We start from the raw sequence: 26,061 nt of genomic DNA, 5'->3' as shown, positions 1-26,061 counted from the left end.
ATTTCGACTGAAGCGTAGCGAAATGGAGAAATCTACAAGTTAGCCCGTCACCCTGAATTTATTTCAGGGTCTATTAATGAAAAGATCCTTCGACTCCGCTCAGGATGACATAATGTATGGGAAAAAAGAAATGGGGATTACACTATTGCAGAATCCCCATCATCTAAATTAACGCTCTCATATACATAAACGCTGTAAAAACGATTTATTGTCTTGGCTGTAAATTTTTTTCGCTTTGATTTGTGTAGGGTAGTTCAGCTGTTGCGGGTCTTCGTCATTTCGACTGAAGCATAGCGAAATGGAGAAATCTTCAAGTTAGCCCGTCACCCTTAATTTATTTCAGGGTCTATTAATGAAAAGATCCTTCGACTCCGCTCAGGATGATATAATGTATGGGAAAAAGAAATGGGGATTCCACTATTGCAGAATCCCCATCATCTAAATTAACGCTCTCATATACATAAACGCTGTAAAAACGATTTATTGCATCAGCTGTAAATTTTTTTTTCGTTTTTGGGATGTTTATCATTAAAACCTATTTTTACCTTATGGCTACTACAAATAAAACCCAACAAGATGCAGAGAAACTGGCGGCTGCCCTGGCTGCAGTAAAATTTGTTAAAGATGGTGATGTAGTAGGACTGGGGACCGGATCTACCACAGCCTTTGCCATTAAGGAATTGGGCAAACTTGTAAAAGACGGACTGAAGATAAAGGCAGCTGCCAGTTCCATCCGAACAGAAGAACTCGCAAAATCTTTGGGTATCGAAATTCTTGATCTTGGGCGTTTAAGTAAAATTGACATCAGCATTGATGGAGCCGACGAATTCACGGAGTCGCTCGATCTGATTAAAGGCGGAGGTGGGGCATTATTCAGGGAAAAAATTATAGCTTCTGTTAGTAAAAATGCCATCATCATTACTGATGCTTCTAAGAAAGTTAAAAAATTGGGTGCTTTTACGGTTCCTGTCGAAGTGATACCTTTGGCTTATCAATATGTGTCCGATCAGATTAATGCGCTCGGAGGAAAGGGGATATTAAGGTTAGTAGAAGGCAAAACATTTATTACCGACAATGGAAACCTGATTATTGATGCTGATTTCGGTCTTATTGATGATCCTGCAAAACTAGCTGCTGATCTCAATCAGATTAACGGATTATTAGCTCACGGCTTGTTCATTAACATCACTTCAAAAGTAATCATGAGCGAGGGGACAGATATTATCATTTTTGAATGATAATTGGTTCACTGGTTCATGAGTCATTGGTTTATTTGTTATTAGCTCATATCCCTATATTCATTGCGAACTGAAGGGCTGGGATTGCGTCGTGTGAAGCAATCTCTACGGTTCATTGTTATGGGTAATTGATTAATCGACTTCGGACTCCGGACTCCCGACTGTTGATTAATCTTTTTGAATGATAATTGGTTCATTAGTCATTGGTTTATTTGTGATTAGCTCATAATCCCTATACGTCATTGCGAACTGAAGGGCTGGGATTTGCATCTTGCGAAGCAATCTTTGCGGTTCATTGTTATGGTTAATTGATTAATCGACTTCGGACTTCGGACTCCCGACTCCGGACTGTTGACTAATCAACAATTTCACCGACAATTTCATATGCTCTTATATTCCTATAAATTTTTTACCGACAGTTTTATTTCACTTACCGATAAAACATCCCAACTAAGGGAAAAGCCATTCTCCAGCGTTGGTATTCGTGATACATTTGAATCATAAAAACAAACGGTCATGGAAAATTTAATCAAAAAAAATCACGCAGATAAACAATTTGGTTTAGGTGTTTTAATCATCGTAATCGGTTCAGTGTTCTTGTTAAGAAACTCTGGAATAGATGTTCCACATTGGATATTGAAATGGCATACCATTATGTTAGGTATTGGTTTGTGGATGGGTTACCGTAAAAACTTCCAGGGTAGTAGCTGGTTAGCCTTAACGATAATAGGTGGTTTATTTACCCTTAAAGCGATAACCATCTTTGATTTCGACCTTTCACGAATCAGCACTGCTTTAGTATTAATCGGATTAGGACTGTACGTAATTCTAAAACCTAAAAAAGTGCAAAACTTCGATCAGTATTTTGAAAAGAAACCAGCTGATTTTACTGATAAAGAAAGCTAAAATTCTTAACTCCATCATATATCTTAAAAAGGGACATTTTTTAACAATGCCCCTTTTTTTATTTGAAATAATTGAAGTGCAATTGCTTAATCATTTGAGTTCGATTATTTAGTTCCTTTACTTCCTTGTGATCGTCATGCTGAATTTATTTCAGCATCTTTCAGATATGATTGACCTTGATCCCGATGTTACAATCGGGACAGGGTGACGACTCCAGAGGATAAATATTGGCAGAGGGGACGAAGCCTGGAGCTTGATCGATATGGGCTCTGCTCCATACACTTTGACCACTGCTAAAAAAGAAACGGGGATTCCACCCTAAGGCAGTATCCCCGTCATCTAAATTAACGCTCTCACATACATAAACGCTGTAAATAGAATATATTGTGTGCAGCTTAATTTTTTTTATTTTTTTTCTACAAGTGCTATTAAACCTGTAAAACAGGTATAGCTTTGTGGTATTTGTTCCGGTACTCAATGGGGGTTAAACCGGTAATTTTTTTGAAAACATCCCTAAACGATTTTGTATCGGTATAACCTACATCAAACATCACCTCAGTTATATTTTTTCTGCTCGATTCGAAACTTCGTTTGGCCGCTTCAATTTTAACCCTCTGAATATACTCGATCACGGTATTTTTGGTCGCACTTTTAAATCTCCGCTCGAAACTTCTTCTTCCCAATGCCAGCATATCGGCCAGTTGATCTACTGTAATCCGGTCTTGATAATTGCCGTCAATAAATTCCTGCGCTTTTTTAATCTTCGCATCTTCATGTCCTTTTTGTCCCTGAAACATCATAAAAGCCAGTTGGCTCTCGCGATCGATATCAATGGCGAAGTATTTTGCCGCTAAAATGGCGGTATCTCTATCGGTATGTTTCTCCACCAGGTATAAAAGTAAGTTCCAGTAAGAGTTTGCACCACCGCTGGAGTATAAACCCTGGGCATCGGTAATAATGCTGCCATCAACCAGCTCTACTTCAGGGAACATTTCTCTAAACTGATTGGCAAACAACCAATGCGTAGAACATTTCCGTCCATCTAATAATCCCGTTGCAGCCAGTAAAAATGCACCCATACAAAGCGAAGCTACTTCTGCACCCCTGGCATGATGTTTTATAATCCATGGTAATAAATCCTGATTTGCTTCCATCGCATAACCTATATTGCCGCTAATGGCTGGTACAAAAATAAGGTCGGTATGATCAACCTCATGCAGCAGTTTATCGGCGTGTACAGAGAAAAGGCTGTTATTTAACCTAACCTCTTTCGTCATGCCTATCAGCTCAACTTTAAAAAGCGGAAGCTTTCCTGATGCCTGTAAAAATTCGTTAACAGCGGTAAATAGATAGCGGGGATCTGCAATGGCTTCAATCACGGCAGTCTCTGGAATTAAGATAGATACATGTTTCATAATTCAAATATAACGAGGCTATTTGTCGTAAACAACCCCCGCAATTGTCGTTTCTACATATTTAGCTTCTTAATTTCTGCCCGTATGTTTGTGTTGTTAATCGCTCACCGTTAAATTTTTAAAGTGGCAATGCCGATCATGTTATGGAAGAATATATTTTAAATGAAGATATTAAGGTGATGTGCATTACGGCCGAATCTTTCCCCAGCGGGGTTTTAGCTGCGCACCAAAAACTACATGCCTTGTTTCCGCCCGATAAGCAACGCAGGTACTTTGGGATCAGCAGGCCTAACGAAAAACGGGAGGTTATTTATAAAGCAGCCGTTGAAGAAATAACAACTGGCGAAGCAGAGAAATTTGGTGTCGAAACTTTTATAATAAAGAAGGGAACCTTTATCAGTGAGCTGATTGTCGATTTTATGAAAGACGTTAGCCAGATAGGAAAAACTTTCGAAAAATTGCTTGATCAACCCAACATCGATCCACAGGGCTATTGCCTCGAAATGTATATTAATGAAACCGATGTGCGCTTAATGGTGGGCATCAAAAAATAAAATCAATTGGCAAGTATAAATTCATATCTCACTTTTAATGGCAACTGCCGGGAAGCAATGACTTTTTATCAGAATTGTTTGGGGGGAGAACTGACCCTCGAAACCATTGGAGAATCGGCTATTGTTGATAAAATGCCCAATAATATGAGGCTGAGTATTATACATGCTGTTTTGGCCAAAGATGATTTGGTAATTATGGCAACAGATATGGTAGAAGAACGTGGATTAATTAAAGGAAATTCGATTTCGATGATGCTGAATTGCAATTCGGAAGAAGAGGCCCACTCTTTTTACCATAAACTTTCAGCGGGAGGGAAGGCCTCGCATCCGCTGCAGGAAACATTTTGGGGCGCGCTTTTTGGCGATTTAACAGATCGTTTTGGGAATAACTGGTTAATTAATTACGATAAAAACAGATAAATATGAAGAAGCTAAAAACATGGTATTGGATTGCCACCATTATTTTTGCATTAATGATGATAATGGATGGCATTGGAGGAATTACCCAACAGGAAGCAGGTAAAGAAGTGCTTAAACACCTCGGTTATCCGATGTATCTGCTCATCATTGTGGGGATTGCAAAACTGCTGGGAGCAGCATCCATCTTACAAAATAAATTCGCAGCCATTAAAGAATGGGCATACGCTGGTTTTGCCATTAATTTTATTGGTGCTTTTGCCTCCCGGGCATTTGTTGGCGATGGTATATCCCTTTTAATCCCTCCACTGGTTGCGCTGGTCATTATGTTTATTCCCTACATTTTATGGAAGAAACTGACATCAAATGTTAAAATTAGTTAAAACTAAACGGCTAGTTTAGTTAAAGGCTTTTCAGAACCAAATATTGTTAACTTTGGGTATTGTAAACAACCAAACACAATACATGAAACCTTCATGGTTTTCAGATCCCCACAAGGATAAATCATGATCGCTCATTACCATTAAAACAAAAACACACGAATGAAAAAGAGCCTTTTATTCATAATCGCTTTATTATTTACGACCTCAGCATTTTCTCAAAATGTGATCCAGCTGTTCAACGGTGCAAACGATTTTTTTAAGTTATTACAGGAGGACAAATTTAAAGATGCACATGCTTTCTTTGACGATACTTTAAAAACTAAATTAACAGAAGAGAATTTAAAAAAACTTTGGGGAGATATTGGGACAAAATATGGGAAGGCAGAATCATTAGACGCTATTCAGAGTAAAGCACAGGGCGAATTTTTCGCAGTAACCGTAGAAGGTAAATTTGCCAACGGCGATCAGAATTTTATTTTAGGTTTTAATAAACAACAGAAAATAGTTGGAATTTTCCTCGCACCTTCACGAAAGGCGGCCGCTTATTTAAAACCTACTTATGTGGATACCAGTTTATACAAAGAAACTTCGGTATACATTGGCCCGGCAGGAAAACAGCTGGCAGCCATTATCACCACCCCCAAAAATGCTAAAAATTTCCCGGTAGTGGTTTTTGTGCACGGCTCTGGTCCTGCCGATATGGATGAAACAGTTAGTGCCAATAAACCCTTTAAAGATTTAGCTGGCGGTTTTGCTTCTAAAGGAATTGCTTCTATCCGTTATGTAAAACGAACTTTAATTTACCCGAACGAATTTAACAAGGCTTTTACAGTAAAAGAAGAGGTATTGGATGATGCAACTGCAGCTATTGCGCTTGCCAAAACAGTTGTTGGTGCTAATCCTAAAGCTGTTTATGTATTCGGCCACAGTTTAGGCGGGATGTTAGCACCAAAAATGGCAACACTGACGCCAGATTTAGCAGGGATTATTTTAGCGGCAGCACCTGCAAGAAAACTAACAGATATTATTGTAGATCAAAATAAGTATATGTTCGGTCAGGCTAACGATACAACGGCTGCCTTTAAAAAACAACTTGCAGATGCTTATGTAGAAATTGATAAAAGTAGAATTTCACAGTTGGGAACAACGATAAAACCTGATTCTTTAATTTTAGGTCTGCCTGCAAAATATTGGACAGATTTAAATACCTATAATCAGGTTGCTGTAGCAAAAAGCCTTTCGAAACCTAAAATATATGTATTGCAGGGTGGTAATGATTTTCAGGTAAGTAAGGTTGACTTCGATTTATGGAATACTGCTTTGAGTAAAAAGAAAAATGTGGTTCTGAAATTTTACCCGGATTTAAACCACCTGTTAAGTTCTCAAACCGAAAAAGGAACAATGGCCCAATATCAGGCTGCCGTAAGCGTATCCGAAACTTTAGTTAACGATATTGCAACATGGATTAAGGCCAAATAAGATAAAATCACATCATTTAAAGCACAAAGCTCCGACCAGAAATCGGGGCTTTTTTTTGTGCGTTTAATTTCTTTACACCGGGCAATCGTTCATTAATTAACAAACAATTCAAAAAATAAGCGGTTTAAGTTTAAAGCATCTCATCTTAAATCATTTATTTATGGCAAAGAGTAAAGTCACTTTAAAGGGAATCTGGGGCATTTTAAAAGCTTCGTTTACAGGATTTAACAATCATAAAGTAACCAAGCTTAGTGGCTCATTGGCTTATTATACCGTGTTTTCTATGGCCCCACTGCTGGTGGTTATTATTTCTTTATGTGGCATATTTTTAGGGCGGGAAATAGCCGAAGGTCAGGTTTATGCCCAGCTTGAAGGATTTTTAGGCAGAGAATCAGCCATCTCACTTCAGCAACTTATCAAAAATGCCTATTTGGATGGAAAAAGTACCATAGCTTTAATTGTGGGGATCATAACGCTGTTAATTGGAGCTACTACCGTTTTTGGCGATATCCAGGATTCTATCAATACCATTTGGGGGCTAAAACCTAAACCGAAAAGAGGATGGGTGAAACTGTTGCAAAACCGCTTCCTGTCATTTTCTGTAATTATCAGTTTAGGTTTTGTACTGCTGGTATCATTGGCCGTTACCTCTGTACTCGATGCCTTTAGTAACCGTTTGCAGGCCAGGTTTGCCGAAATATCTGTTATCGTGTTTTATATCCTTAATCAAGTTGTAACCTTAGCCGTTATTTCATTAATATTTGGCGTAATATTTAAGGTTTTACCCGATGCAATTATAAAATGGCGTGATGTAATTGCCGGTGCGATAGTTACCGCTGTATTATTTATGATCGGCAAATTTGCCATTTCAATATACATTGGGCAAAGCAATGTTGGTGGAACATATGGCGCAACAGGCTCATTAGTCGTTGTGCTTTTATGGACTTATTACTCTTCTATCATTTTATATTTTGGCGCCGAATTTACCAAGGCCTATGCCGTTGCTTTTGGATCTGAAATTTATCCTTCTCATTATGCGGTTACCACAAAAGAAATTGAGATAGAAACAGAGGGTAAATCTATTCAGGATAACCATCCCGAAATTAAAAAAGAGGTTAAGAAGGCTTAATTATTCTCCCCAGGCTGTAATAACTAATCTTCTTTGCCCGCCACGGTTGCGGTGTTCGCAAAGATAAATGCCCTGCCAGGTTCCCAGCGCCAGTCTGCCATTTCTAATCGGAATAGTTACAGAACTGCCTAAAAGTGCCGATTTTAAATGGGCAGGCATATCGTCCGATCCTTCATAGTCGTGCTCGTAATCAGGATCGTTTTCCTTTACGGTTTTATTAAAGAACATTTCAAAATCTGCCCTTACTGTAGGATCGGCATTTTCATTGATCGTAAGCGAAGCTGAAGTATGCTGTATGAAAACCTGACAGATGCCGATATTAATCTCATTTATTTGAGGCAGGGCATCTTCAACTTCATCGGTAATGATATGAAAACCTCTTCTCCGTTCTCTAAGTGCTAAAGCCTGCTGATATATTTTCATTTGATTTTAATTCCTTATCAATTTCTGAAACATTGCCTCGGAAATTGATATGTTTTAAGATTGAAATATTAATTATAGATTTTTCTACTACGGTCGAGATGATGACTACTGTAATTTAATTAATTCCTGGATTTTACTTCAAAAACTCTACATTCCATATCTTTTCTGCTTTTCTGCCAATTAACCAAAAAGACGCAGCTAATACAGAAAAAAACAAGGCTTTATGCCAGCTGTCCCAGAAATACTCAAAATAACGGGTATACAGGTTAATAAAGAGAAAAGTAATCCCGAATTCTCGGGCGATATCATCACGGTATTTTAAACCAAATAAAGTACTCGCCACACAAATCGCCCCTGAAATTAAAGCCCAATAAAACAAGCTTAGCTGCCTCACTTTGTACCATTCTTCTAAACTGGCAAAGTTGCCGAATACTGATAAAGCCCAGAGCGACACAAACAAATAAACCATCCCGGCGATATAAGTAACTTGGAAAAAGTTTTGTGTTTTCGGAAAAGCTTTCATGATAAACGATGCTGCAGTTAATGCGGCACCAAATGCCACAAAACGCAAAGGATAATTCATGCCAAGGAAATAATAATTCCACCGGCTTAAATACCCCGTTTCCGTACCAAACCAGGCCCCTAAGGATATCAAAGCAAAAATCCAGATTAAACGCGAATTGAAGATATAACCTAGCGCACCGTAAATAAAAACTGATATGAGAATTAGAATAGAGAAATTGCCTGAACCGTTATCCATTGCCTTTCCAAAATAAGCAACGGCATTAGCGGTGAGTAAAATTGCAGAAAACACAATGGCTTCATTGCTAAACTTTAAATGCGCCAGTTTCTTCTTCCGTCTGAAACCCAGAATATAAAGCCATGCTGCCAATCCACCAGAAACCAGGGCAATTACAATGTTTGGTGTATTGTAAACGCGTTTGAGATAGTCTAAAATCGAATTATCAATCAGTAATGATCCAAGTGCAATAAAGCCACAGGCCAAAGCTACCCAAAATGCATATTGGGCTAAACGGAGCCAATCAAAATTTTTAGCCTCATAACTTTTGCGAAGTTTATCACCTGTTTCATCATTAATTAAGCCGTCACTTTGCCATTGCTCAATCATATCATCAAGAAATTCACTCTTTTCTCTGTCAACTTTCATAGGTTAGGTTATACACGAAGATAGGTTTTTTAGTCCTTAGTCAAAAGTCCTTAGTCCGAAGTCTAAATTGACTAAAGACTCCAGACTAAAGACTCCGGACTATCTATATAACCTCTTTAATCTTCTTATTGTTCCCAACAATCCAAATGACATCGCCGTTATCGAATATAAAGTCTGATGAAGGATTCAATATCCGGTCGGTACCCCTTTCTATACCAACAATTAAAGCCTGAGCCTTTTCGCGGATACCTGCGTTTCTGATACTAAGCCCATAAACAGCCGATTCGGCATGAACAACAACCTTTTGCAGGGTCATTTCTTTATTTGGGAAATTATTTTCTTCGGCTGTTTCCGGTGCATCAACTTCTAACAATGCTTTAACCGCAGCCAATTGATCATCAGCACCAATCAATAACAGTTTATCGTTTGGATAAAGCCGTTCATCCCGGCCCGGTGTTGGAATGTTATTTCTTCCACGCTCTATTAAAGCAATGTTTACCCCATATTTTTCCCTGATCATTAATTCGGTAAGCGTTTTTCCAACCACTTCCGATTCAGGAGAAACCGTGAGTTCTGTTAAGTGGGTATCCCAGGGTAAAATATTCGGTTTCTGGCTTTCACGTGCATTTAAATTCAACATGAAACGCCTTTCCAGTTTATCATAAAATGACTGCAGTTTCCGTGAGAAGATGAACATACCGATGATGATTAGGCCCAATGCAATCACAGCGGCAACCCAGGTATCAAAAAACTCATACATTAAAAAACCTACAAAGAAAATTCCTAAGGCAATTCTGAAAAATTCAATTGCAATTAACGGGCCGCGCGTATATTTTTTGTTCAGCCAAAGATGGGAATAGGCAGTCCGCTGGATTCTTCGTAAAGATAATGCCCATAAAAACGGCGACATTAAAATAAAAGAAACCACTACGCTGATGATAATAGAAGTTAAACTATTGGCAATACTGCTCACAATAAATGGCTGGACGTACCTGTAGGCCAAAAAGATGATCGCGATGATAATTACCGAATGGATAATGGTATTAAAAATATATGACCTTAACAAAACCTTCCAATCGCTCAAAGTGGTAATTCCTTCGGTACTGGAGCTATATCTTTCTATACCATCAAGCCATTTTTTGGGTAAAGCACGGTTCAGATACTGGTAAAAAGGTTCAGATAGTTTAATCAGATATGGCGTGGTAAATGTGGTAATCGCCGCTGCTGCAACTGCGATGGGGTAAAGAAAATCGCTGGTTACTTTAAGGGTTAAGCCTAATGAGGCAATGATGAATGAAAACTCACCAATTTGCGCCAAACTCATACCCGATTGTACTGAAGTTTTTAGCGGCTGGCCGGATAATAACGCGCCTAAAATGGTAAATATAATTTTCCCTAAAATAATCACTAACGTAGCCACGATAATAGGCACTGCGTATTTAACCAGCATGGCCGGATCAATCAGCATACCAACTGAAACAAAGAAAACAGCAGCAAATAAATCTTTAACCGATTTGGTTAAATGCTCTATTCTTTCGGCCTGCGTGGTTTCGGCTAAAATAGATCCCATAATAAATGCACCTAAAGCAGGAGAGAAGCCCACCTTATCGGCCAATAATACCATTACCAAACATAAACCTAACGATACCACCAGCATGGTTTCATCATTCATTAATTTCTTGGTTGCTTTAAGAAATGAAGGAATCAAAAATATTCCACCCAGGAACCAAAGTACCAGGAAGAACGCCAGTTTTAAGATGGAATAGAGCATTTCTGTGCCCGCCGATTGCTGACTTACCGCTAAAGTAGAAAACAATACCAGTAACAAGATGGCAACCAGGTCTTCAACAATTAAAACCCCAAAAACCAGTCCTGCAAACTTTTTATGCTTTAAGCCCAGTTCTTCGAAGGCTTTAATCGTAATCATGGTTGATGATATGGATAAGATTCCACCTAAAAACAGACTGTCCATATCTTTCCAGCCCATACCTTTACCAACAAGATAACCAGCCAGAATAATAAATAAAACTTTTACGATGGCGGTGATGGAAGCCGAACCACCAACTTTAACCAGTTTTTTGAAACTGAATTCTAAACCAAGGCTAAATAGAAGGAAAATCACACCAATTTCGCCCCAAATGTTAATACTCTTGGTATCGGTAACAGATGGAAAAAAATCTAGATGTGAGCCAACGAGCAGCCCAGCCAATATGTAACCCAAAACCAGGGGCTGTTTAATTTTTTTAAATATGAGTGTGGTTATTCCTGCAGCGGCAAGGATTAATCCTAAATCGGCGATTAAATCGGGTAAATGCATCTATAAAAAATGGTAATGATGTTTAAATAATTTATTCCCAGATATCATTTAACACCTGGCATTTTATTGAAAAACCCACATTGAAGGGGTTGAAAAATGAAATTACTTACCAAAAAACATGTTTTGGATAGAGCATCTTAAACAAACACCAATAATTATACTTTAATCTTTTGATGACAACTTTGGCATTGATTGTTTTGTTCTTGAAAAAAAGGAGTAGCAAAAAAGACAGGAGAATACAAACAACCGAAGATATTTTTACAATAGAACTGTTGATGAAGTCTTTTTGCAGGCTTTCGTTATCTTGATTGAAATCGGAATGGAGTTTGATGATTTTTTTGCCTGTAATGAAACTTATTTTGGTGTTTTTAAACGGGACATCATTTCTTTTATCCTGCGATGCGAAGGCCGCAAAATTTATGGAGATACACAAAAAGAAGATGACGTAAAAAAGCCTCATTGCCGCTAATATAACGAAAATGAGGCTTTTTTGAAAGGAAAATTGGATTTAAATTGATCTGATCTTGCTGTTTTAACCTTAATTTCTAAATTGTACTATTATTCAATAGTCTCGTCATGCTGAATTTATTTCAGCATCTATTAGACCCTGAAATAAATTCAGGGTGACGACCTCGTTTATTTACATTCTGTAATGGGAGTTAACATATTACTCATTAAAATAAGCTAGTGTTGCCTCCTTGTCTTTTTGTAGTTGAACGGTTAAAGCTTCTAATCCGGTAAATTTTACATCATGACGCAGGAATTTTAAGAAATTCATCTTGATATCCTGCCCATAAATTTCCTGGTTAAAATCGAAAATATTAACCTCGATATTTCTGGTCATTCCGTTAATGGTTGGACGCTGCCCGATATAGGCCATACCTTTGTAAGGTTTAAGGTTTAAGGTTGAGGGTTTAGGGGCTATATCTTCGGACTCCGGACTTCGGACTTCGGACTCCATTTCTACAGTTACTGCATAAATGCCATCGCCCGGAATCAGTTTGTACGTTTCTTCTACAAAAATGTTGGCTGTTGGGAAACCAATGGTTCTGCCAATTTTATCACCTTTAATTACCCTTCCGAAAATAGAAAAAGGATACCCGAGGTAATCGTTCGCTAAACTAACGTCTCCTGCTAAAAGTGCCTGACGGATTTTGGTCGAGCTTACCGCAACGTCGTGAATATCCTGTTCCATAATTTCCTCCACACTAAAGCCATAATGTAAACCAGCGGCTTTCAAATCGTTTAGATTGCCCGAACGGTCTTTCCCAAAACGATGGTCATAACCAATAATAATGTGTTTGGTGCCGATATTGTTCACCAACGTGTTTTTTATATAATCTTCAGGCAGCTGATTAGAGAAATCTCTGGTAAACGGGGTAATAATCAAATGATCTACACCTAAACCTTTTAAAATTTTGGCTTTTTCATTAATAGTATTAATCATTTTTAAATCCTGGTTTTCAGGATCGATGATCATTCTCGGGTGTGGGAAAAAAGTTAATATTACGCTTTCTCCTTTATCGGATTTTGCTTTTTCTACCAGTTGTTTAATAATTTTTTGGTGCCCGAAATGTACACCATCAAAAGTGCCAATGGTTACAATGGCATTATCTAATTTTTTAAAATCCGAAAGGTTATGATATATCTTCAATGGGATGGAAATTAATGTAAGGCATGGCGTTTTACTACCCCGCCTTTTAAATCGGCAATTTGTTGTTGTATGACAAAGGCATCCGAATCGATCTGTCTGATAGCGGTTTGCAATTTGCTCATTTCTAGTTTGGTAACAACGGTGAAAATAATATCGATATCTTTTTGTTCTCCGTAACCACCTTCACCTTTATAAATGGTAACGCCGCGTTTCATTTCGTTAATGATGAATCCCTTTATGGCTTCCTGGTGTTCTGAAATAATGGTAACACCGGTGTATTGTTCTATGCCGTTTACAATGAAATCGATAGTGCTTGATGCTGATAGATAGGTTAAAATAGCATATAAAGCCGTTTCGATGTTTAAGAAATAAGCAGCGAAAAAGAAAATAATGATATTTAGAATGAGGATAATATTTCCAACAGTTAAAATGCTGTTTTTACTAATATAAAGGGCTAAAACCTCTGTTCCATCGATTACACAGCCGCCGCGCATGGCCAATCCAATTCCTCCACCCAAAAATAAACCACCAAAAAATGCAATAAGCAATTTGTCGTGCGTAATGGGCTGAAAAGGCAGGAAAATTAAAGCCAGAGAGAGCGCCCCAATAGCGATGGCCGTTTTAAGCGCGAAACCTTTACCAATTTGTCTGTAACCTAAAATAACGAATGGAATGTTAATGATGGCAATAAGGTAAGATAAATTCCAGCCTGTTAAGGTGCTTAACAAAAGGGAAATACCGGTAACACCACCATCAATAAAATGACTGGGCATTAAAAAGCTTTTTAGGCCAAAACATGCCGAGGTTACACCTGCAATAATTAAAAGAATCTCTTTTATAAATCTGATGTTCCTGTTTTTGATGCGGTTCATGCCTCTGCTTCAGTTTTAGCTTCTTCTTTCTTGCTACGAATATAATTAACAAGTTCTAATACCTCAAACGCATCTTTAAGCAAAAAGTTTCCGCTTCGGGTACGGGTAAGTTTAGAAAGGTAGGCTCCTCTGTTTAAAGTTTTGCCAAAATCAGATATCAAAGAGCGGATATAGGTGCCTTTGCTACAAACGATTCTAAAATCAATTTCGGGTAGCTCGATCCGTGTAATTTCAAATTCCAGAACACTCACAAAACGTTTACGCAGTTCAACTTCCTCACCCAATCTTGCTTTTACGTATAAACGTTCGCCATTTACTTTTACTGCAGAGTGTGCAGGTGGATATTGTTCTATATCGCCAATAAAAGGTTTGCAGGCGGCATAAATTTCGTCTTCACTAATATTGCTGATGTCGAACGTTTGGTCCACTTCCGTTTCCATATCGAATGATGGAGTAGTAGCACCCAGAATCATGGTTCCAGTATATTCTTTCTCTTCCGCTTGAAAAGTGTCTATCTGCTTGGTTAATTTGCCGGTACAGATAATTAAAAGTCCTGTTGCAAGAGGATCTAAAGTGCCGGCATGACCAACCTTTAGCTTTAACGGCTTTAAAGAATTACGGATTTTGCCCACCACATCAAATGATGTCCATTTGTATGGTTTGTTAATTAAGAGCAATTCGCCTTCAGCAAAATTGAAGTCTTTAAATTTTGAATTTTCGGTACTCACAAATCTTTTTTGCGCAAAGATACAGATTCAATGTCGTTTGCTTAAGTTTTTTTAACCACAGATAAAAGCATAAGATTCTGTCATCATTACGGGTTTGTCATACTGAGCTTGTCAAAGGACTTATTTAAATACCTCTCAAAGTGTTTCGACAGGCTCAGCATGGCATCATCTTCGAGGAAATTGTTTTATGATACAACTTCATCTGTGCAAATATGTGGTTAATATGCCTGCAGATTATATAATTTGTAAGTTGTGGCCACTCAGTAACAAGATAATAATAATTAAGCCGGCAGCAATTCTATACCATCCAAAAACTTTAAACCCATTTTTGTTTAAGTACCCGATAAAGCTTTTTATCGCCAAAAGTGCCACTATAAAAGCAACCACATTACCAATAATTAAAAGGTTAGTCTGCTCATGGGTAATGGTGTGTCCTTCTTTGTAAAAATCATATAGTTTTTTTGCTGTTGCAGCAAACATAGTAGGTACTGCGAGGAAGAATGAAAATTCTGCGGCAACTTTTCTGCTTAATTTCTGGCTCATGCCACCAACAATAGTTGCGCCTGAACGCGATACGCCCGGTATCATGGCAATACACTGGAAGAAACCGATTTTCAATGCTGTTAAATAGGTTACTTCCTCTTCTTCATTGATAGTGGGTTTGTTAAACCATTTATCAACAAATAATAAGATAATGCCACCAACTAAGAGTGAGATGCCAACAGCCATCGGACTTTCCAATAATTCATCTATTTTTTTACTTAATAGTAAACCAAATATTGCCGCTGGAATAAATGCCACTATTAATTTAATGTAGAAGTTTATTGATTTGAAGAATCTCTTGAAATAGAGTACAAGCACTGATAGTATTGCACCCAATTGGATGGCAATGGTAAATAGTTTTACAAATGGTTCTGATGCAATGCCCATAAACGATGAGGCAATAATCATGTGTCCGGTGCTCGATACAGGCAAAAATTCAGTTAATCCTTCAACAATAGCAAGGACAATGGCTTCAAAAGAGTTCATATGTTTTGATTAATGGGCTAGTCCCATTGTAATTTTACTTTGTAGTTTTTTAATTTTTTGTCTCTCGAGATCAGGATTAAATCTTCTGAAATTGCCTGTGATACAATAATGCGGTCAAAAGGATCATTATTAATGAAATTCGAGGCTTAATAATGTTGTAAGATGAGTTTCATTAATAGAGATGATCTCGATCTGATTTCTTTCTGCAAAACGAAACAATTCATCAAAGCCAATTTTTAAATCGAGTTTTCCAATTTGTTTTTTGATGGCAATTTCCCAAAGAGAAGCAATGCTTAAGAAACAAGACTCGTTTATATCAGATAGCTTTTCCTTTACTGAAACCGGAAGTTGATCATCTCCAGCCACAAACCACAAAAAGGTATGCGTATCTAATAAGTAGGCCATTAAATATAATCAGAAAACATTTCTAAAGGCTCATCAAAATCGTCAGCCAATTTGATTTTGCCTTTTGCGTATCCGAATTCGCGCGCTTTTAACTTCGGCTTATTTTTGTGCTTTGCTTTTAAGAATTCAACAAAATCTGCCACTTCCTGTCTAAGGTTTAGGGGAAGCGAATTTATTTCGATATGCAAATTTGTTGTGGTCATATTATAAAGTTAAAAAAACACCTTAGCTAATACAAACAATTATTTCTTTAAAATCGCATAAATGCCAAAAGCAAAACCTGCTAACACTACTATCGGTGCCAGTAAAGTTCTTCTGAAGTCATAAATATCACCAGTGGTGCCCATCATCAGGATAAAGCCAACCGCAACAATTGCAATGCTGATCAATAATAACTGGTAGTTTTTTTTGGTAAAAACCAATTCGCTTTTAACGTCCTTTACAACCGGACCTGTTTTTTTTTCTGCCATTATCTATAAAGATGATAAGATTTTAAACGTAAATACCTGCTTACTGCAAACCATGTACTAATACCTGTTATAAAAATACCCACTATTAAAAGGCCTATAAATACGAAGCCGAATTCCTGGTAGTTATTTAAAATAATAATTTCCGGCACTTCTTTACGTGCATAAATTAAAGTTGCCAATAAAATAATGATAGCAATAAATGCAGCAATTAAGCCATGCAAAGCAGCATACAATAAGAAAGGACGTCGAATAAAGTTTTTCGTTGCACCAACCAGCTGCATACTTTTAATTAAAAAGCGTTGCGAGTAAATTGCTAATCGTATGGTGTTGTTAATCAGGGCAATAGAAATGATCAGTAGTAGCGCTGCAAAGGCTAAAATAATTAAACCAATGGTGCTGATATTTTTATTTACCATGTCAATTAAAGAACTTTGGTAAACCACCTCTTTCACTACAGGGTTTTTAGAAATACTGGCTTTTAAGGCATCGATGCTTCTATTGTTCGCATATTCTGCTTTTAAATACACATCGAAGGTAGAAGTTAGTGGATTGTATCCTAAAAAGTTAACAAAATCTTCCCCTAAATCCTGCGTTAAATTTCTTGCAGCAAGCTCTTTATTTACATATTGAGTTTGTTTTACTGCAGGATTTGCATTTAATTCTTTCTGGAAGGCTAAAACATCAGCTTCTTTAGCACCTTCATCAACAATAATGTTTAAAACGATGTTTTCTTTAACGTAGTTAGAGAGGTTTTTGGCATGTACAAGTACCAAACCAAGTAGCCCCAGCATTAGTAAAACCAAGGCAATACTGATTATAGTAGAGATATAAACGGTTTTGGTTTTCTTAGATGCATCACTTACTTCGAATTCTTCCATGTATTTCATTTTTGTTTCTGCGAAAATATAAATTATACCTGATAAACACCAATTAATGATTGCTAAATGAATACTAACGTACACGATTAGCTTTTAGTTTGAGGATTAAGTTCTTAAACAAAATTTGATTTTTTTCGAAATGCGGTACGAAATTTGTTGAAACGGCGTTAATTATGGATATCTTAAAACTAAATTTAACTATGAAAAGACAAATTACTATTCTGAGCCTATTCTTACTTATCGCCTCTACAATGGTTTCTTGCAAGAAAGATGATACTTCTTTAAAAGCTCAAATGATGGGCAGATGGACTTTAAATAGAATTGTAACTACAGGTTATACAGCAGAAGACACCCTAAAAGATCCTAAAAAAGTAAATGGGGATGTGAAATATGGCACTACAAGCGATTATATAGACTATAAATCAAATGATGACGATCAGGTAGAGTTGAGTTTGTCTGGTAACAGAACAATTGGTACATATCTGATTATTTACTCTGATCAATTTACAATGGACCTAAATGATGGAATGAATTATTGTAAAGTCAACAGCATTACCCCAAACAAATTAGAGTTTACTGCTAAAATTGATAAAACAAACGTTACTAAAGTATATTATTTAACCAGATAAGATCTTAATCCCCCGATTATTTGCTGCGCCATTGGTTTTTTACATCAATGGCGCATTTTTTTTATCTTGAATCTTAGGTTCGTCATGCTGATTCATTTCAGCATCTTTCCCACAAGATAGACCCTGAAATGAATTCAGGGTGACGATCTCGTTAGGTAATAGAGCTAAAATTGTTTATTATGATAAATATTTAGCAAAACGTTTATTTGGCATAAAGCATCAGATGATATCTAACTACACAAAAGAAGCTGAGGTTTTACCCCTAACTTCTTCTGATTCTGCATTTCTGTTGGCAAAATATTATCCCGAATCTGCTTTTTTAAGCCCCTTAATTTCCGTATTTTCGCACCTTTAAAAATTTAAAACTGGCAATGGATTACCAATTCAAAGAAATAGAACAAAAGTGGCAGAAATTTTGGGCAGATCATCAAACGTTTAAAGCCGAAAGCAATTCTGAAAAACCAAAATATTATGTGTTAGATATGTTTCCTTATCCATCAGGAGCAGGCCTGCACGTTGGTCACCCACTGGGTTACATTGCCTCAGATATTTTTTCGAGATATAAACGCCTTAAAGGTTTCAACGTATTGCACCCCATGGGATACGATTCGTTCGGATTACCTGCAGAGCAATATGCCATACAAACCGGACAGCACCCTGCTATAACTACCGAAGCTAATATTGCAACCTACCGCAGGCAGTTAGACCAAATTGGTTTTTCTTTCGACTGGAGTAGAGAAGTGCGCACCAGCGAGCCCTCCTATTACAAATGGACGCAGTGGATTTTTATGCAGTTGTTTAATTCATGGTACAACATCGAAAACGACAGGGCAGAAGATATTACCACTTTGATCGAAAAATTCAATGCTTCTGGTACGGCTGATGTTAAAGCTGTTTGTGATGAAGATACTAAAGAATTTATGCCGAGCGATTGGGCAACCTTTACTGATGAAGAGAAACAGATTGAATTGTTAAAATACCGTTTAACTTATCTTCGCGAGAGTACCGTAAACTGGTGCCCGGCATTAGGAACGGTTTTAGCTAATGATGAAGTGAAAGACGGTTTCTCTGAGCGCGGCGGTTTTCCTGTGGAGCAAAAGAAAATGATGCAGTGGAGCATGAGAATCACGGCTTATTCTGACCGGCTTTTACAAGGTTTAGATACCATCGACTGGCCAGAACCGATTAAAGAAATGCAGCGCAACTGGATCGGTAAAAGTGTTGGTGCATCAGTTAAATTTCAGGTAGAAGGAAACGATAAACAGATTGAAGTTTTTACCACTCGTGTTGATACTATTTTTGGTGTTTCTTACCTGGTTTTGGCGCCGGAGCATGAGTGGGTTGCAGAACTGACTACTCCTGAACAAAAACAGGATATTGCAAATTACATTGCTTTAACTAAAAAGAAATCGGAATTAGACCGTATGGCCGATACCAAAACAGTATCTGGTGCTTTTACGGGAACCTATGTGATTAATCCGGTTAGCGGCGAACGCGTGCAGTTGTGGATTGCTGATTATGTGTTGGCAGGTTACGGAACTGGTGCGGTAATGGGTGTTCCGAGTGGCGATCAACGCGATTGGTTATTTGCTACACACTTTAATTTGCCGATTATCCAGATTTTAGACGGACAAAAGGATATAGATGTTCAGGCAGACCCGACAAAAGAAGGAAAATATATTAATTCGGGTTTTATTAACGGAATGGAATATAAGGAAGCCGTTTCGTTTTTGAATAACTGGTTGGAAGAAGAGAAAGTAGGAAAAGCTAAAGTAAACTTTCGTCAGCGTGATGCGATTTTTGGTCGCCAGCGTTATTGGGGTGAGCCGATTCCGGTTTATTTTAAAGATGGATTGCCTTATCTGGTTAATGAAGAAGAATTGCCTTTATTACTTCCTGAAATTGATAAATATTTGCCAACCGAAACAGGCGAACCGCCTTTGGCCAGGGCCGAAGATTGGGTTCCTAAAGATGGTGGTCACTATGAATTGAGCACCATGCCAGGTTGGGCAGGAAGCAGCTGGTACTGGTATCGTTATATGGATGCCAATAATAACAACGATTTTGCTTCAAAAGAAGCTGTAGAATATTGGAAAGATGTTGATTTATACATCGGTGGTTCTGAGCATGCTACAGGTCACCTGTTGTACAGCCGCTTCTGGAATAAGTTTTTGAAAGATTTGGGTTATACCAAAGAAGAAGAACCTTTCAAAAAACTGATTAACCAGGGCATGATCCAGGGTAGAAGTAATTTCGTTTACCGTATCAACGATGAGAACGGAAAACCAACTAATACCTATGTTTCAGCTGGATTAAGAAAAGAATACAAAACTTCAGCATTACACGTTGATGTGAACATTGTTGAAAATGATACTTTAGACATCGCTAAGTTTAAAGCCTGGAGAGAAGAATACGCTACTGCAGAATTTATTCTCGAGGGCGGAAAATACATTTGTGGTGTTGAAGTAGAGAAAATGTCGAAATCAAAATTCAATGTGGTTAATCCAGATGATTTGATTGAGCGTTACGGAGCTGATACTTTAAGGATGTATGAAATGTTTTTAGGTCCGTTAGAGCAGAGTAAACCCTGGAATACGAATGGTATTGAAGGTGTATTTAAGTTCCTGCGTAAATTCTGGCGGTTGTTCCACAACGAAGACTGGACTTTCCATGTAAACGATACTGTGCCTACAAAAGCTGAATTGAAATCGTTGCATAAAATCATCAAAAAAGTACAGGATGATATCGAGCGTTTCTCGTTCAATACTTCTGTATCGAGTTTCATGATTGCAGTAAATGAGTTAACTGATCTGAAATGCAAAAACCGTCAGATTTTGGAAGATATGGTGATTATCCTTTCACCTTATGCTCCACACATCTGCGAAGAACTTTGGGTATTATTAGGTAACGAAGCTGGAACTTTATCCTATACAGCCTTCCCTACATTTAAGCCTGAATATCTGGTAGAAGATGAGTTTGCCTATCCGGTTTCAATCAACGGTAAAATGAAAATGAACCTGAACTTGAGTTTAACCCTGGCCCAGCCAGAAGTGGAAAGCATTTTATTGGCTGATGAGCATTTCCAGAAATTTTTAGACGGAAAAGCACCCAAAAAGATCATTTTCGTTAAAGGAAAGATTATTAATGTCGTAGTTTAAAGGTGAAAGGTATAAGGCCTAAGGTTTAGGGTTTTCCTTTCTCTTCCCTTAAAACAGAAAAACCCGATTTGCGTTTTGCAAATCGGGTTTTTTGTTATCACTTATAAGATACGTCATGCTGAATTTATTTCAGCATCTATTTTGTAAGTAAGATTCTGAAACAAGTTCAGAATGACGACCGCGATTATCTTTCGCCTCTTTTCCTGTTCCCACCAAATCTTCTGTTGTTGCTGGCGTTACGTGGTTTGCCGCTCATATTGCCATCACCACCTTTTTTGCCACCTCCGCCTTTTGACTGTGCTTGTGGTTTGCGTTTAACCTGATTTTTGGCCAGCATACTTTCCCAGCTTAACGGGTAAGGATGATCGTCAACAATAGGTAAGGTAATTTTAATCAGTTTCTGAATATCCAGTAAGTATTCGTTTTCTTCCGCATCACAGAAAGAAATTGCAATACCGTTTGCACCAGCACGGCCGGTACGGCCAATTCTGTGTACATATGATTCAGGAATGTTCGGTAATTCGAAATTGAAAACGTGCGATAGCTGATCGATATCAATACCACGTGCTGCAATATCGGTAGCAACCAAAACACGGATTTTCCTGTCTTTAAAATCAGTTAATGCCCTTTGTCTGGCATTTTGCGATTTGTTACCGTGGATAGCGGCTGCTTTAATTCCGGCATGCGCTAAATCCTTAACAATGCGGTCTGCGCCATGTTTGGTACGGGTAAAAACCAGTGCCGTTTGAATATTTTTATCTTCTAACAGATGGATCAATAATTTTTTCTTATCTGGCTTATCAACAAAATAAACCGACTGAACAATCGTTTCTGCCGTCGACGAAATAGGGGTAACTTCTACCTTTGTCGGACTCGATAAAATGGTATTTGCCAGCTTCTGGATTTCATCAGGCATGGTTGCCGAGAAAAATAAAGTCTGACGTTTAGCCGGTAATTTAGCTACTACTCTTTTCACATCGTGAATAAAGCCCATATCCAGCATACGGTCGGCTTCATCCAATACGAAAAGTTCGATGGTATTTAAGCTAATAAAACCCTGGTTCATTAAGTCTAATAAACGACCTGGGGTGGCGACTAAAATATCAACGCCTTTTCTTAAAGCTTCTACCTGCGAGTGTTGATTTACCCCACCGAAAATTACCAAATGGCGTAAATTTAAATGACGGCCATAAGCTTTAAAGCTTTCTTCAATCTGAATGGCAAGCTCACGTGTTGGCGTTAAAATTAATGCCTTTATGTTTTTTGTAGCTTTGGTATTAATGTGTTTCTCGTGCAGTAACTGCAACATCGGGATGGCAAAAGCTGCTGTTTTTCCGGTTCCGGTTTGTGCACAGCCTAATAAATCTTTGCCTTTTAATATTGTTGGGATGGATTGCTCCTGTATCGGTGTAGGTTGTGTATAACCTTCGGTCTCAAGGGCCTTTAGAATCGGCTCAATGAGGTTTAATTCTTTGAATAACATGTATGTTTCTGTGTAATATTTATCGAAGAAGCTAGAACAATCATTTGTTGAAGGACTAACTTGCGGAGAGAATATGCCATTCAGAATGGCAAGCCCTTATTCCTGCTTCGGCGGCAAAGATAGGTAAAATATGTGAGATAGGCGAAATGTAAGATGAGTGAGGTAAGATGGAAGATGTTGGAGGGATGTTTAGGTGCAATGCTCAACGCAAAACACCAAGCTCCAAACTACTTCTCCTCTTTAAACCGGCTAAAAAACAACAGCGCAATTAAACAAAGTCCGAAGCCTACAATTCCATTCAGGCGTAGTCCAAAATCGTTACCTGGGTCTTTGCCATAAATGGTAAGCATGGCGAAAATGGCAATACCTAAGGTTTGGCCGAGTTTTACAAAAAGGTATTTCACGGCGAAGAACATGCCCTCGTGGTTTTCACCTGTTTCTAAAGTATCTCTTTGGGCAATATCAGCCAAAATAGCCGTGGGTAAAATACCGAGGGCAGCTAAGGGAAACGAGGCTGATAATACCAGAATATAAATCTGCGTATGTGGCCCAAAAGGTAATTTCCCTAAAAAGAAAATGGTAACAAAGATCAAACAAAGTACAGCGAAGGCAAGCAGCACAAAAGGTTTTTTGCCAATTTTAGCCGAGCCAAAATTAACCAGGGGATAAAACAGCAGGGAAGCCAAAACCATGGCACCCATAAATTTTCCACCTTCCGATTCTGGAAGCCCTAGTAAAACCGTGCAGAAAAACAATAAACCACTCGAGATGATGCTTAAGGCAGTATAAAAAGCAAAATCAGATATGAGGTAATATTTAAAATTACTGTTTTTAAAAGTACTCCTAATGGCAGGCCATAAAGGTACATGGGTAGGTTTAGCCACCGAAAACTCTTTTTCGTTGATGAAAAAAACCGGTAATAACATCACCAGGCCCGATAAAATACATAAACCCCATATGGCAATCTGAATAGCTTCGCTGCGGTTGGCCACATGGAAATTATCTTCAACCAGGTCGGCAAAGTTGTTGGTGCAGGCCGATAAAATAATGCCAATTACAAAACCAACCTGCTGATAGCTGGACAGTTTAACTTTTTGCCTTGGCGTATTGGTTACTTCGGCCAGTAAAGCGTTATATGGAATGATATAAGTGGTAACCGATACAAAAAATAAGCAAAGGGTAATGGTAAGCCACCAGGCATTGTGCAGGCTCTCTGCTTTTTGGATGGGATAAAAAACAAGTCCGCAGAAAAGCATGGCGGGAATAATAGCCCATTTCATAAAAGGCATCCTGCGACCATTTTTGTTGGTGCTGGCATCGCTTTTAGAAGCAATGAAGGGATCGTAAATGGCATCAACCAATCTGCCAGAGGCGGCAATAATGGAAAGGATATTAAATGCACCCAATAAAACAAGTTGTGGAACCAAGGGCGGTAAACCTGCATTACTTGGCGGAAGATAGAAATAAGGAAGCATGACGATGATAATGTTTGTCATCGTGCTCCAACCAATCATACCGGCAGCGTAAGCAATTTCTTGTTTTAAGGAGAGTGTTTTGTTCATTAATTATTTAAAATTTTTTTATGCTTTTTGTAAAGCAGGTTTCTGTGTCAATCGGTTAGATCAGTCCTGCTTTCCATTTTATCCCGATGAAAAATCGGGATGTTCATTCCAATCAGGTTTATTTTACTTAGGTCTGCCTTTGGCAAATCCAAAGCGCTGGCGTCATTCCCGCGCAGGCGGGAATCTTAAAGCTTATGCATTAGGATTCCCAATCAAGTTGGGAATGACGGTCCGCTGGTACTATTTTTTATTAAACCACCTGCTTACAAAATAAATCGCCAGAAAGCCTGCAAAAATATATAATCCGTTCAGCGCTGCATTCGGATCATCGGCATAAATGCTAAAGGCCACGAAAGTATAAGCAGCTATAAAAATAATAGGCAATATAGGATATAAAGGAACAGTGTAGATGGTTTTTTTATCAAGATGTGCCGTTCTTTTTCTGAGGATGAAAATTGTTGCGGCAGAACTGGCCATGCTGATGCTTTCTAAGAAAATGGTATAATTTAAAATCTTATCGAAAGTTTTGGCATAAAATATAATCACCACCGCGATTAAAGTAAAAATGCTAAGGCTGATGGTTATTACCTCGGTTTTTTTATTCATCCTGCTGAATATTTTGGGAAGCGCACCTTCTTCGCCCATAGCAAACATCGCCCTCGGGTTACTTAACAGGTTTACGTTTACATAACCCATTACCGAGAAAAAGATAATGACAGAAAGGGCATTAAAGCCGGCAGGGCCAAATATTTTCGAGGCCAGTATCGCCGCTATACTTTCTGCTGTTTTTAATTCTTCGAAACCAATAACCTTTACATACACATAATTGATGGCCAGATAAAGGATCACTATTATGGTTAAACCAATAATAATCGAACGGGGAATTACTTTTTTTGCTTCCTTAACCTCGCCCCCAAAGTTGATGGTTTGTGCATAACCCGCGTAGGAGAAAGAAACCGCAATTAAACACAAGCCTAATGCTTTCCCGTAATCGGACCAGGTTGGCATTGCCCCACTTACTGTTTTAAAAACAGGCGTAACGGTTTGTGTTTGTCCGCCGAAAAATATAGCACAGATTAAGGTTAAAATCATTCCGATTTTAATTACCGTTAATACGTTTTGTGTCTTGGAACTCGCTTTTAGGCCGAGCAGGTTAATAAAATAGAAAGCCAAAATTGTGGTGATGGCTATAGCAACACGATAGGTTTCAGTTTGTTTATCAACAGGTAAGATAATTTTACTCAGGTATTCTGCCCCAATAATTGAAATTGCCGCTACGGATGCAGCACTCGAAATAATAACGATACAATTAATAGCGAAAGCGATGGAAGGGTGATAAGCCGCCGAAAATATTTTATAATATCCACCAGTTACAGGAAAACGCGAACCAATTTCGGCATAGGTTAAAGCACCACAAAAAGCCACAAAGCCCCCAATAAACCAGGCCAGGTAAAATAACTCCGGAATTTGTGCTTTCGCCGCTACGTTTACAGGCGTACGGAATACACCCATTCCAATAACCAGACTCACCACAATCATGGATAAATCGAATAGTGAAAGTTGCTTCTTTTGTTGCATTAAACAGGATTTTGAATATGGGATGAAGATAGGGAAAATTGAATGATTGAATGAGAGAATGTTTGAGGGATGGGAGAAGTAAAATGGAAGATGGGAGATGGAAAAGGGATGATGGAGCATGGAAGATGAAAATGAATAACAATTAGCAGTTGGCGATTGACAATTAGCAGTTCTCAACAGGAATTA

At 38.2% G+C, this 26,061-nt stretch carries 24 protein-coding genes and 1 pseudogene; 10 read left to right on the top strand and 15 right to left on the bottom strand.

The features are described from left to right. Positions 1–548 precede the first annotated feature (548 nt). Positions 549–1,238: a ribose 5-phosphate isomerase A gene (locus CA265_16220; GenBank protein ID ARS43021.1), complete on the top strand. Its 690-nt coding sequence runs from the start codon at positions 549–551 to the stop codon at positions 1,236–1,238. A 516-nt stretch (positions 1,239–1,754) separates the two neighbouring features. After that, complete coding sequence (locus CA265_16215; protein ID ARS41116.1) at positions 1,755–2,144, top strand: hypothetical protein; 390 nt, start codon at positions 1,755–1,757, stop codon at positions 2,142–2,144. Positions 2,145–2,572: 428 nt separating this feature from the next. Here the strand turns inward: CA265_16215 and CA265_16210 are convergent, their stop codons facing one another. Further along, the gene (locus tag CA265_16210; GenBank protein ARS41115.1) at positions 2,573–3,559 is read right to left on the bottom strand and encodes an AraC family transcriptional regulator; all 987 of its coding nucleotides are present in this window, start codon (positions 3,557–3,559) and stop codon (positions 2,573–2,575) included. Positions 3,560–3,702: 143 nt separating this feature from the next. On the opposite strand from CA265_16210, the gene CA265_16205 reads away from it, so the two are divergent. The 5 genes from CA265_16205 (at position 3,703) to CA265_16185 (ending at position 7,521) form a co-directional block, all read left to right on the top strand. Continuing rightward, positions 3,703–4,113, top strand: a complete 411-nt coding sequence (locus tag CA265_16205; GenBank protein ARS41114.1) for a transcriptional regulator — start codon at positions 3,703–3,705, stop codon at positions 4,111–4,113. Between the two features lie 6 nt (positions 4,114–4,119). Next, positions 4,120–4,533, top strand: a complete 414-nt coding sequence (locus CA265_16200; GenBank protein ID ARS41113.1) for a VOC family protein — start codon at positions 4,120–4,122, stop codon at positions 4,531–4,533. A 2-nt stretch (positions 4,534–4,535) separates the two neighbouring features. After that, a complete protein-coding gene (locus CA265_16195; GenBank protein ARS41112.1) occupies positions 4,536–4,913 on the top strand; it encodes a hypothetical protein in 378 nt (125 codons plus the stop codon). A 159-nt stretch (positions 4,914–5,072) separates the two neighbouring features. Continuing rightward, complete coding sequence (locus CA265_16190) at positions 5,073–6,392, top strand: dienelactone hydrolase (GenBank protein ARS41111.1); 1,320 nt, start codon at positions 5,073–5,075, stop codon at positions 6,390–6,392. A 160-nt stretch (positions 6,393–6,552) separates the two neighbouring features. After that, on the top strand, positions 6,553–7,521 hold the full coding sequence (locus tag CA265_16185) for a ribonuclease BN (GenBank protein ID ARS41110.1): 969 nt from the start codon (positions 6,553–6,555) through the stop codon (positions 7,519–7,521). Here CA265_16185 and CA265_16180 read toward each other — a convergent pair whose 3' ends face one another. The 11 genes and pseudogenes from CA265_16180 to CA265_16130 all read right to left on the bottom strand — a co-directional run bounded on the left by CA265_16180 (position 7,522) and on the right by CA265_16130 (position 17,465). Next, on the bottom strand, positions 7,522–7,944 hold the full coding sequence (locus CA265_16180) for a secondary thiamine-phosphate synthase (GenBank protein ARS41109.1): 423 nt from the start codon (positions 7,942–7,944) through the stop codon (positions 7,522–7,524). It abuts the gene before it with no gap. Between the two features lie 133 nt (positions 7,945–8,077). After that, positions 8,078–9,112: a DUF2157 domain-containing protein gene (locus tag CA265_16175; GenBank protein ARS41108.1), complete on the bottom strand. Its 1,035-nt coding sequence runs from the start codon at positions 9,110–9,112 to the stop codon at positions 8,078–8,080. A 103-nt stretch (positions 9,113–9,215) separates the two neighbouring features. Beyond that, positions 9,216–11,429 carry a sodium:proton antiporter gene (locus CA265_16170; protein ID ARS41107.1) on the bottom strand — a complete coding sequence of 738 codons (2,214 nt, stop codon included), beginning with the start codon at positions 11,427–11,429 and terminating at the stop codon, positions 9,216–9,218. A gap of 667 nt (positions 11,430–12,096) precedes the next feature. Next, positions 12,097–13,083: a riboflavin biosynthesis protein RibF gene (locus tag CA265_16165; protein ARS41106.1), complete on the bottom strand. Its 987-nt coding sequence runs from the start codon at positions 13,081–13,083 to the stop codon at positions 12,097–12,099. Between the two features lie 11 nt (positions 13,084–13,094). Then, positions 13,095–13,955, bottom strand: a complete 861-nt coding sequence (locus CA265_16160) for a hypothetical protein (protein ARS41105.1) — start codon at positions 13,953–13,955, stop codon at positions 13,095–13,097. After that, a complete protein-coding gene (locus CA265_16155; protein ARS41104.1) occupies positions 13,952–14,683 on the bottom strand; it encodes a tRNA pseudouridine(55) synthase TruB in 732 nt (243 codons plus the stop codon). The genes CA265_16160 and CA265_16155 overlap by 4 nt, the downstream gene beginning before the upstream one ends. A gap of 234 nt (positions 14,684–14,917) precedes the next feature. Continuing rightward, on the bottom strand, positions 14,918–15,712 hold the full coding sequence (locus tag CA265_16150; protein ARS41103.1) for a UDP-diphosphatase: 795 nt from the start codon (positions 15,710–15,712) through the stop codon (positions 14,918–14,920). 216 nt (positions 15,713–15,928) lie between these two features. Beyond that, positions 15,929–16,117, bottom strand: a pseudogene (locus tag CA265_16145) (PIN domain nuclease). After that, positions 16,117–16,320 carry a hypothetical protein gene (locus CA265_16140; GenBank protein ARS41102.1) on the bottom strand — a complete coding sequence of 68 codons (204 nt, stop codon included), beginning with the start codon at positions 16,318–16,320 and terminating at the stop codon, positions 16,117–16,119. The pseudogene CA265_16145 and the gene CA265_16140 overlap by 1 nt, the downstream one beginning before the upstream one ends. Before the next feature lie 39 nt (positions 16,321–16,359). Continuing rightward, complete coding sequence (locus tag CA265_16135) at positions 16,360–16,587, bottom strand: hypothetical protein (protein ARS41101.1); 228 nt, start codon at positions 16,585–16,587, stop codon at positions 16,360–16,362. Further along, on the bottom strand, positions 16,587–17,465 hold the full coding sequence (locus tag CA265_16130) for a cell division protein FtsX (GenBank protein ID ARS43020.1): 879 nt from the start codon (positions 17,463–17,465) through the stop codon (positions 16,587–16,589). Before CA265_16130 ends, CA265_16135 begins: the two co-directional genes overlap by 1 nt. Before the next feature lie 173 nt (positions 17,466–17,638). On the opposite strand from CA265_16130, the gene CA265_16125 reads away from it, so the two are divergent. After that, entirely contained in the window at positions 17,639–18,094 is a 456-nt protein-coding gene (locus CA265_16125) for a hypothetical protein (protein ARS41100.1), read from the top strand. 371 nt (positions 18,095–18,465) lie between these two features. Next, positions 18,466–21,252, top strand: coding sequence for a leucine--tRNA ligase (locus tag CA265_16120; GenBank protein ARS41099.1), 2,787 nt, complete (start codon positions 18,466–18,468; stop codon positions 21,250–21,252). A gap of 184 nt (positions 21,253–21,436) precedes the next feature. Here the strand turns inward: CA265_16120 and CA265_16115 are convergent, their stop codons facing one another. Continuing rightward, complete coding sequence (locus tag CA265_16115; protein ID ARS41098.1) at positions 21,437–22,735, bottom strand: DEAD/DEAH box helicase; 1,299 nt, start codon at positions 22,733–22,735, stop codon at positions 21,437–21,439. Positions 22,736–22,962: 227 nt separating this feature from the next. Next, positions 22,963–24,297: an MFS transporter gene (locus CA265_16110; GenBank protein ARS41097.1), complete on the bottom strand. Its 1,335-nt coding sequence runs from the start codon at positions 24,295–24,297 to the stop codon at positions 22,963–22,965. On the opposite strand from CA265_16110, the gene CA265_16105 reads away from it, so the two are divergent. Then, positions 24,290–24,571 carry a hypothetical protein gene (locus CA265_16105; GenBank protein ARS41096.1) on the top strand — a complete coding sequence of 94 codons (282 nt, stop codon included), beginning with the start codon at positions 24,290–24,292 and terminating at the stop codon, positions 24,569–24,571. The genes CA265_16110 and CA265_16105 overlap by 8 nt on opposite strands. Here the strand turns inward: CA265_16105 and CA265_16100 are convergent. Continuing rightward, positions 24,538–25,875, bottom strand: coding sequence for a serine/threonine protein kinase (locus CA265_16100; GenBank protein ID ARS41095.1), 1,338 nt, complete (start codon positions 25,873–25,875; stop codon positions 24,538–24,540). The two genes, CA265_16105 and CA265_16100, sit on opposite strands and share 34 nt — an antisense overlap. Positions 25,876–26,061 lie beyond the last annotated feature (186 nt).

It is taken from the genome of Sphingobacteriaceae bacterium GW460-11-11-14-LB5, from assembly GCA_002151545.1.
GTDB lineage: Bacteria > Bacteroidota > Bacteroidia > Sphingobacteriales > Sphingobacteriaceae > Pedobacter.
Note: the sequence above shows the minus strand (reverse complement) of the source record. Positions and strands in the feature narration are given on the sequence as shown.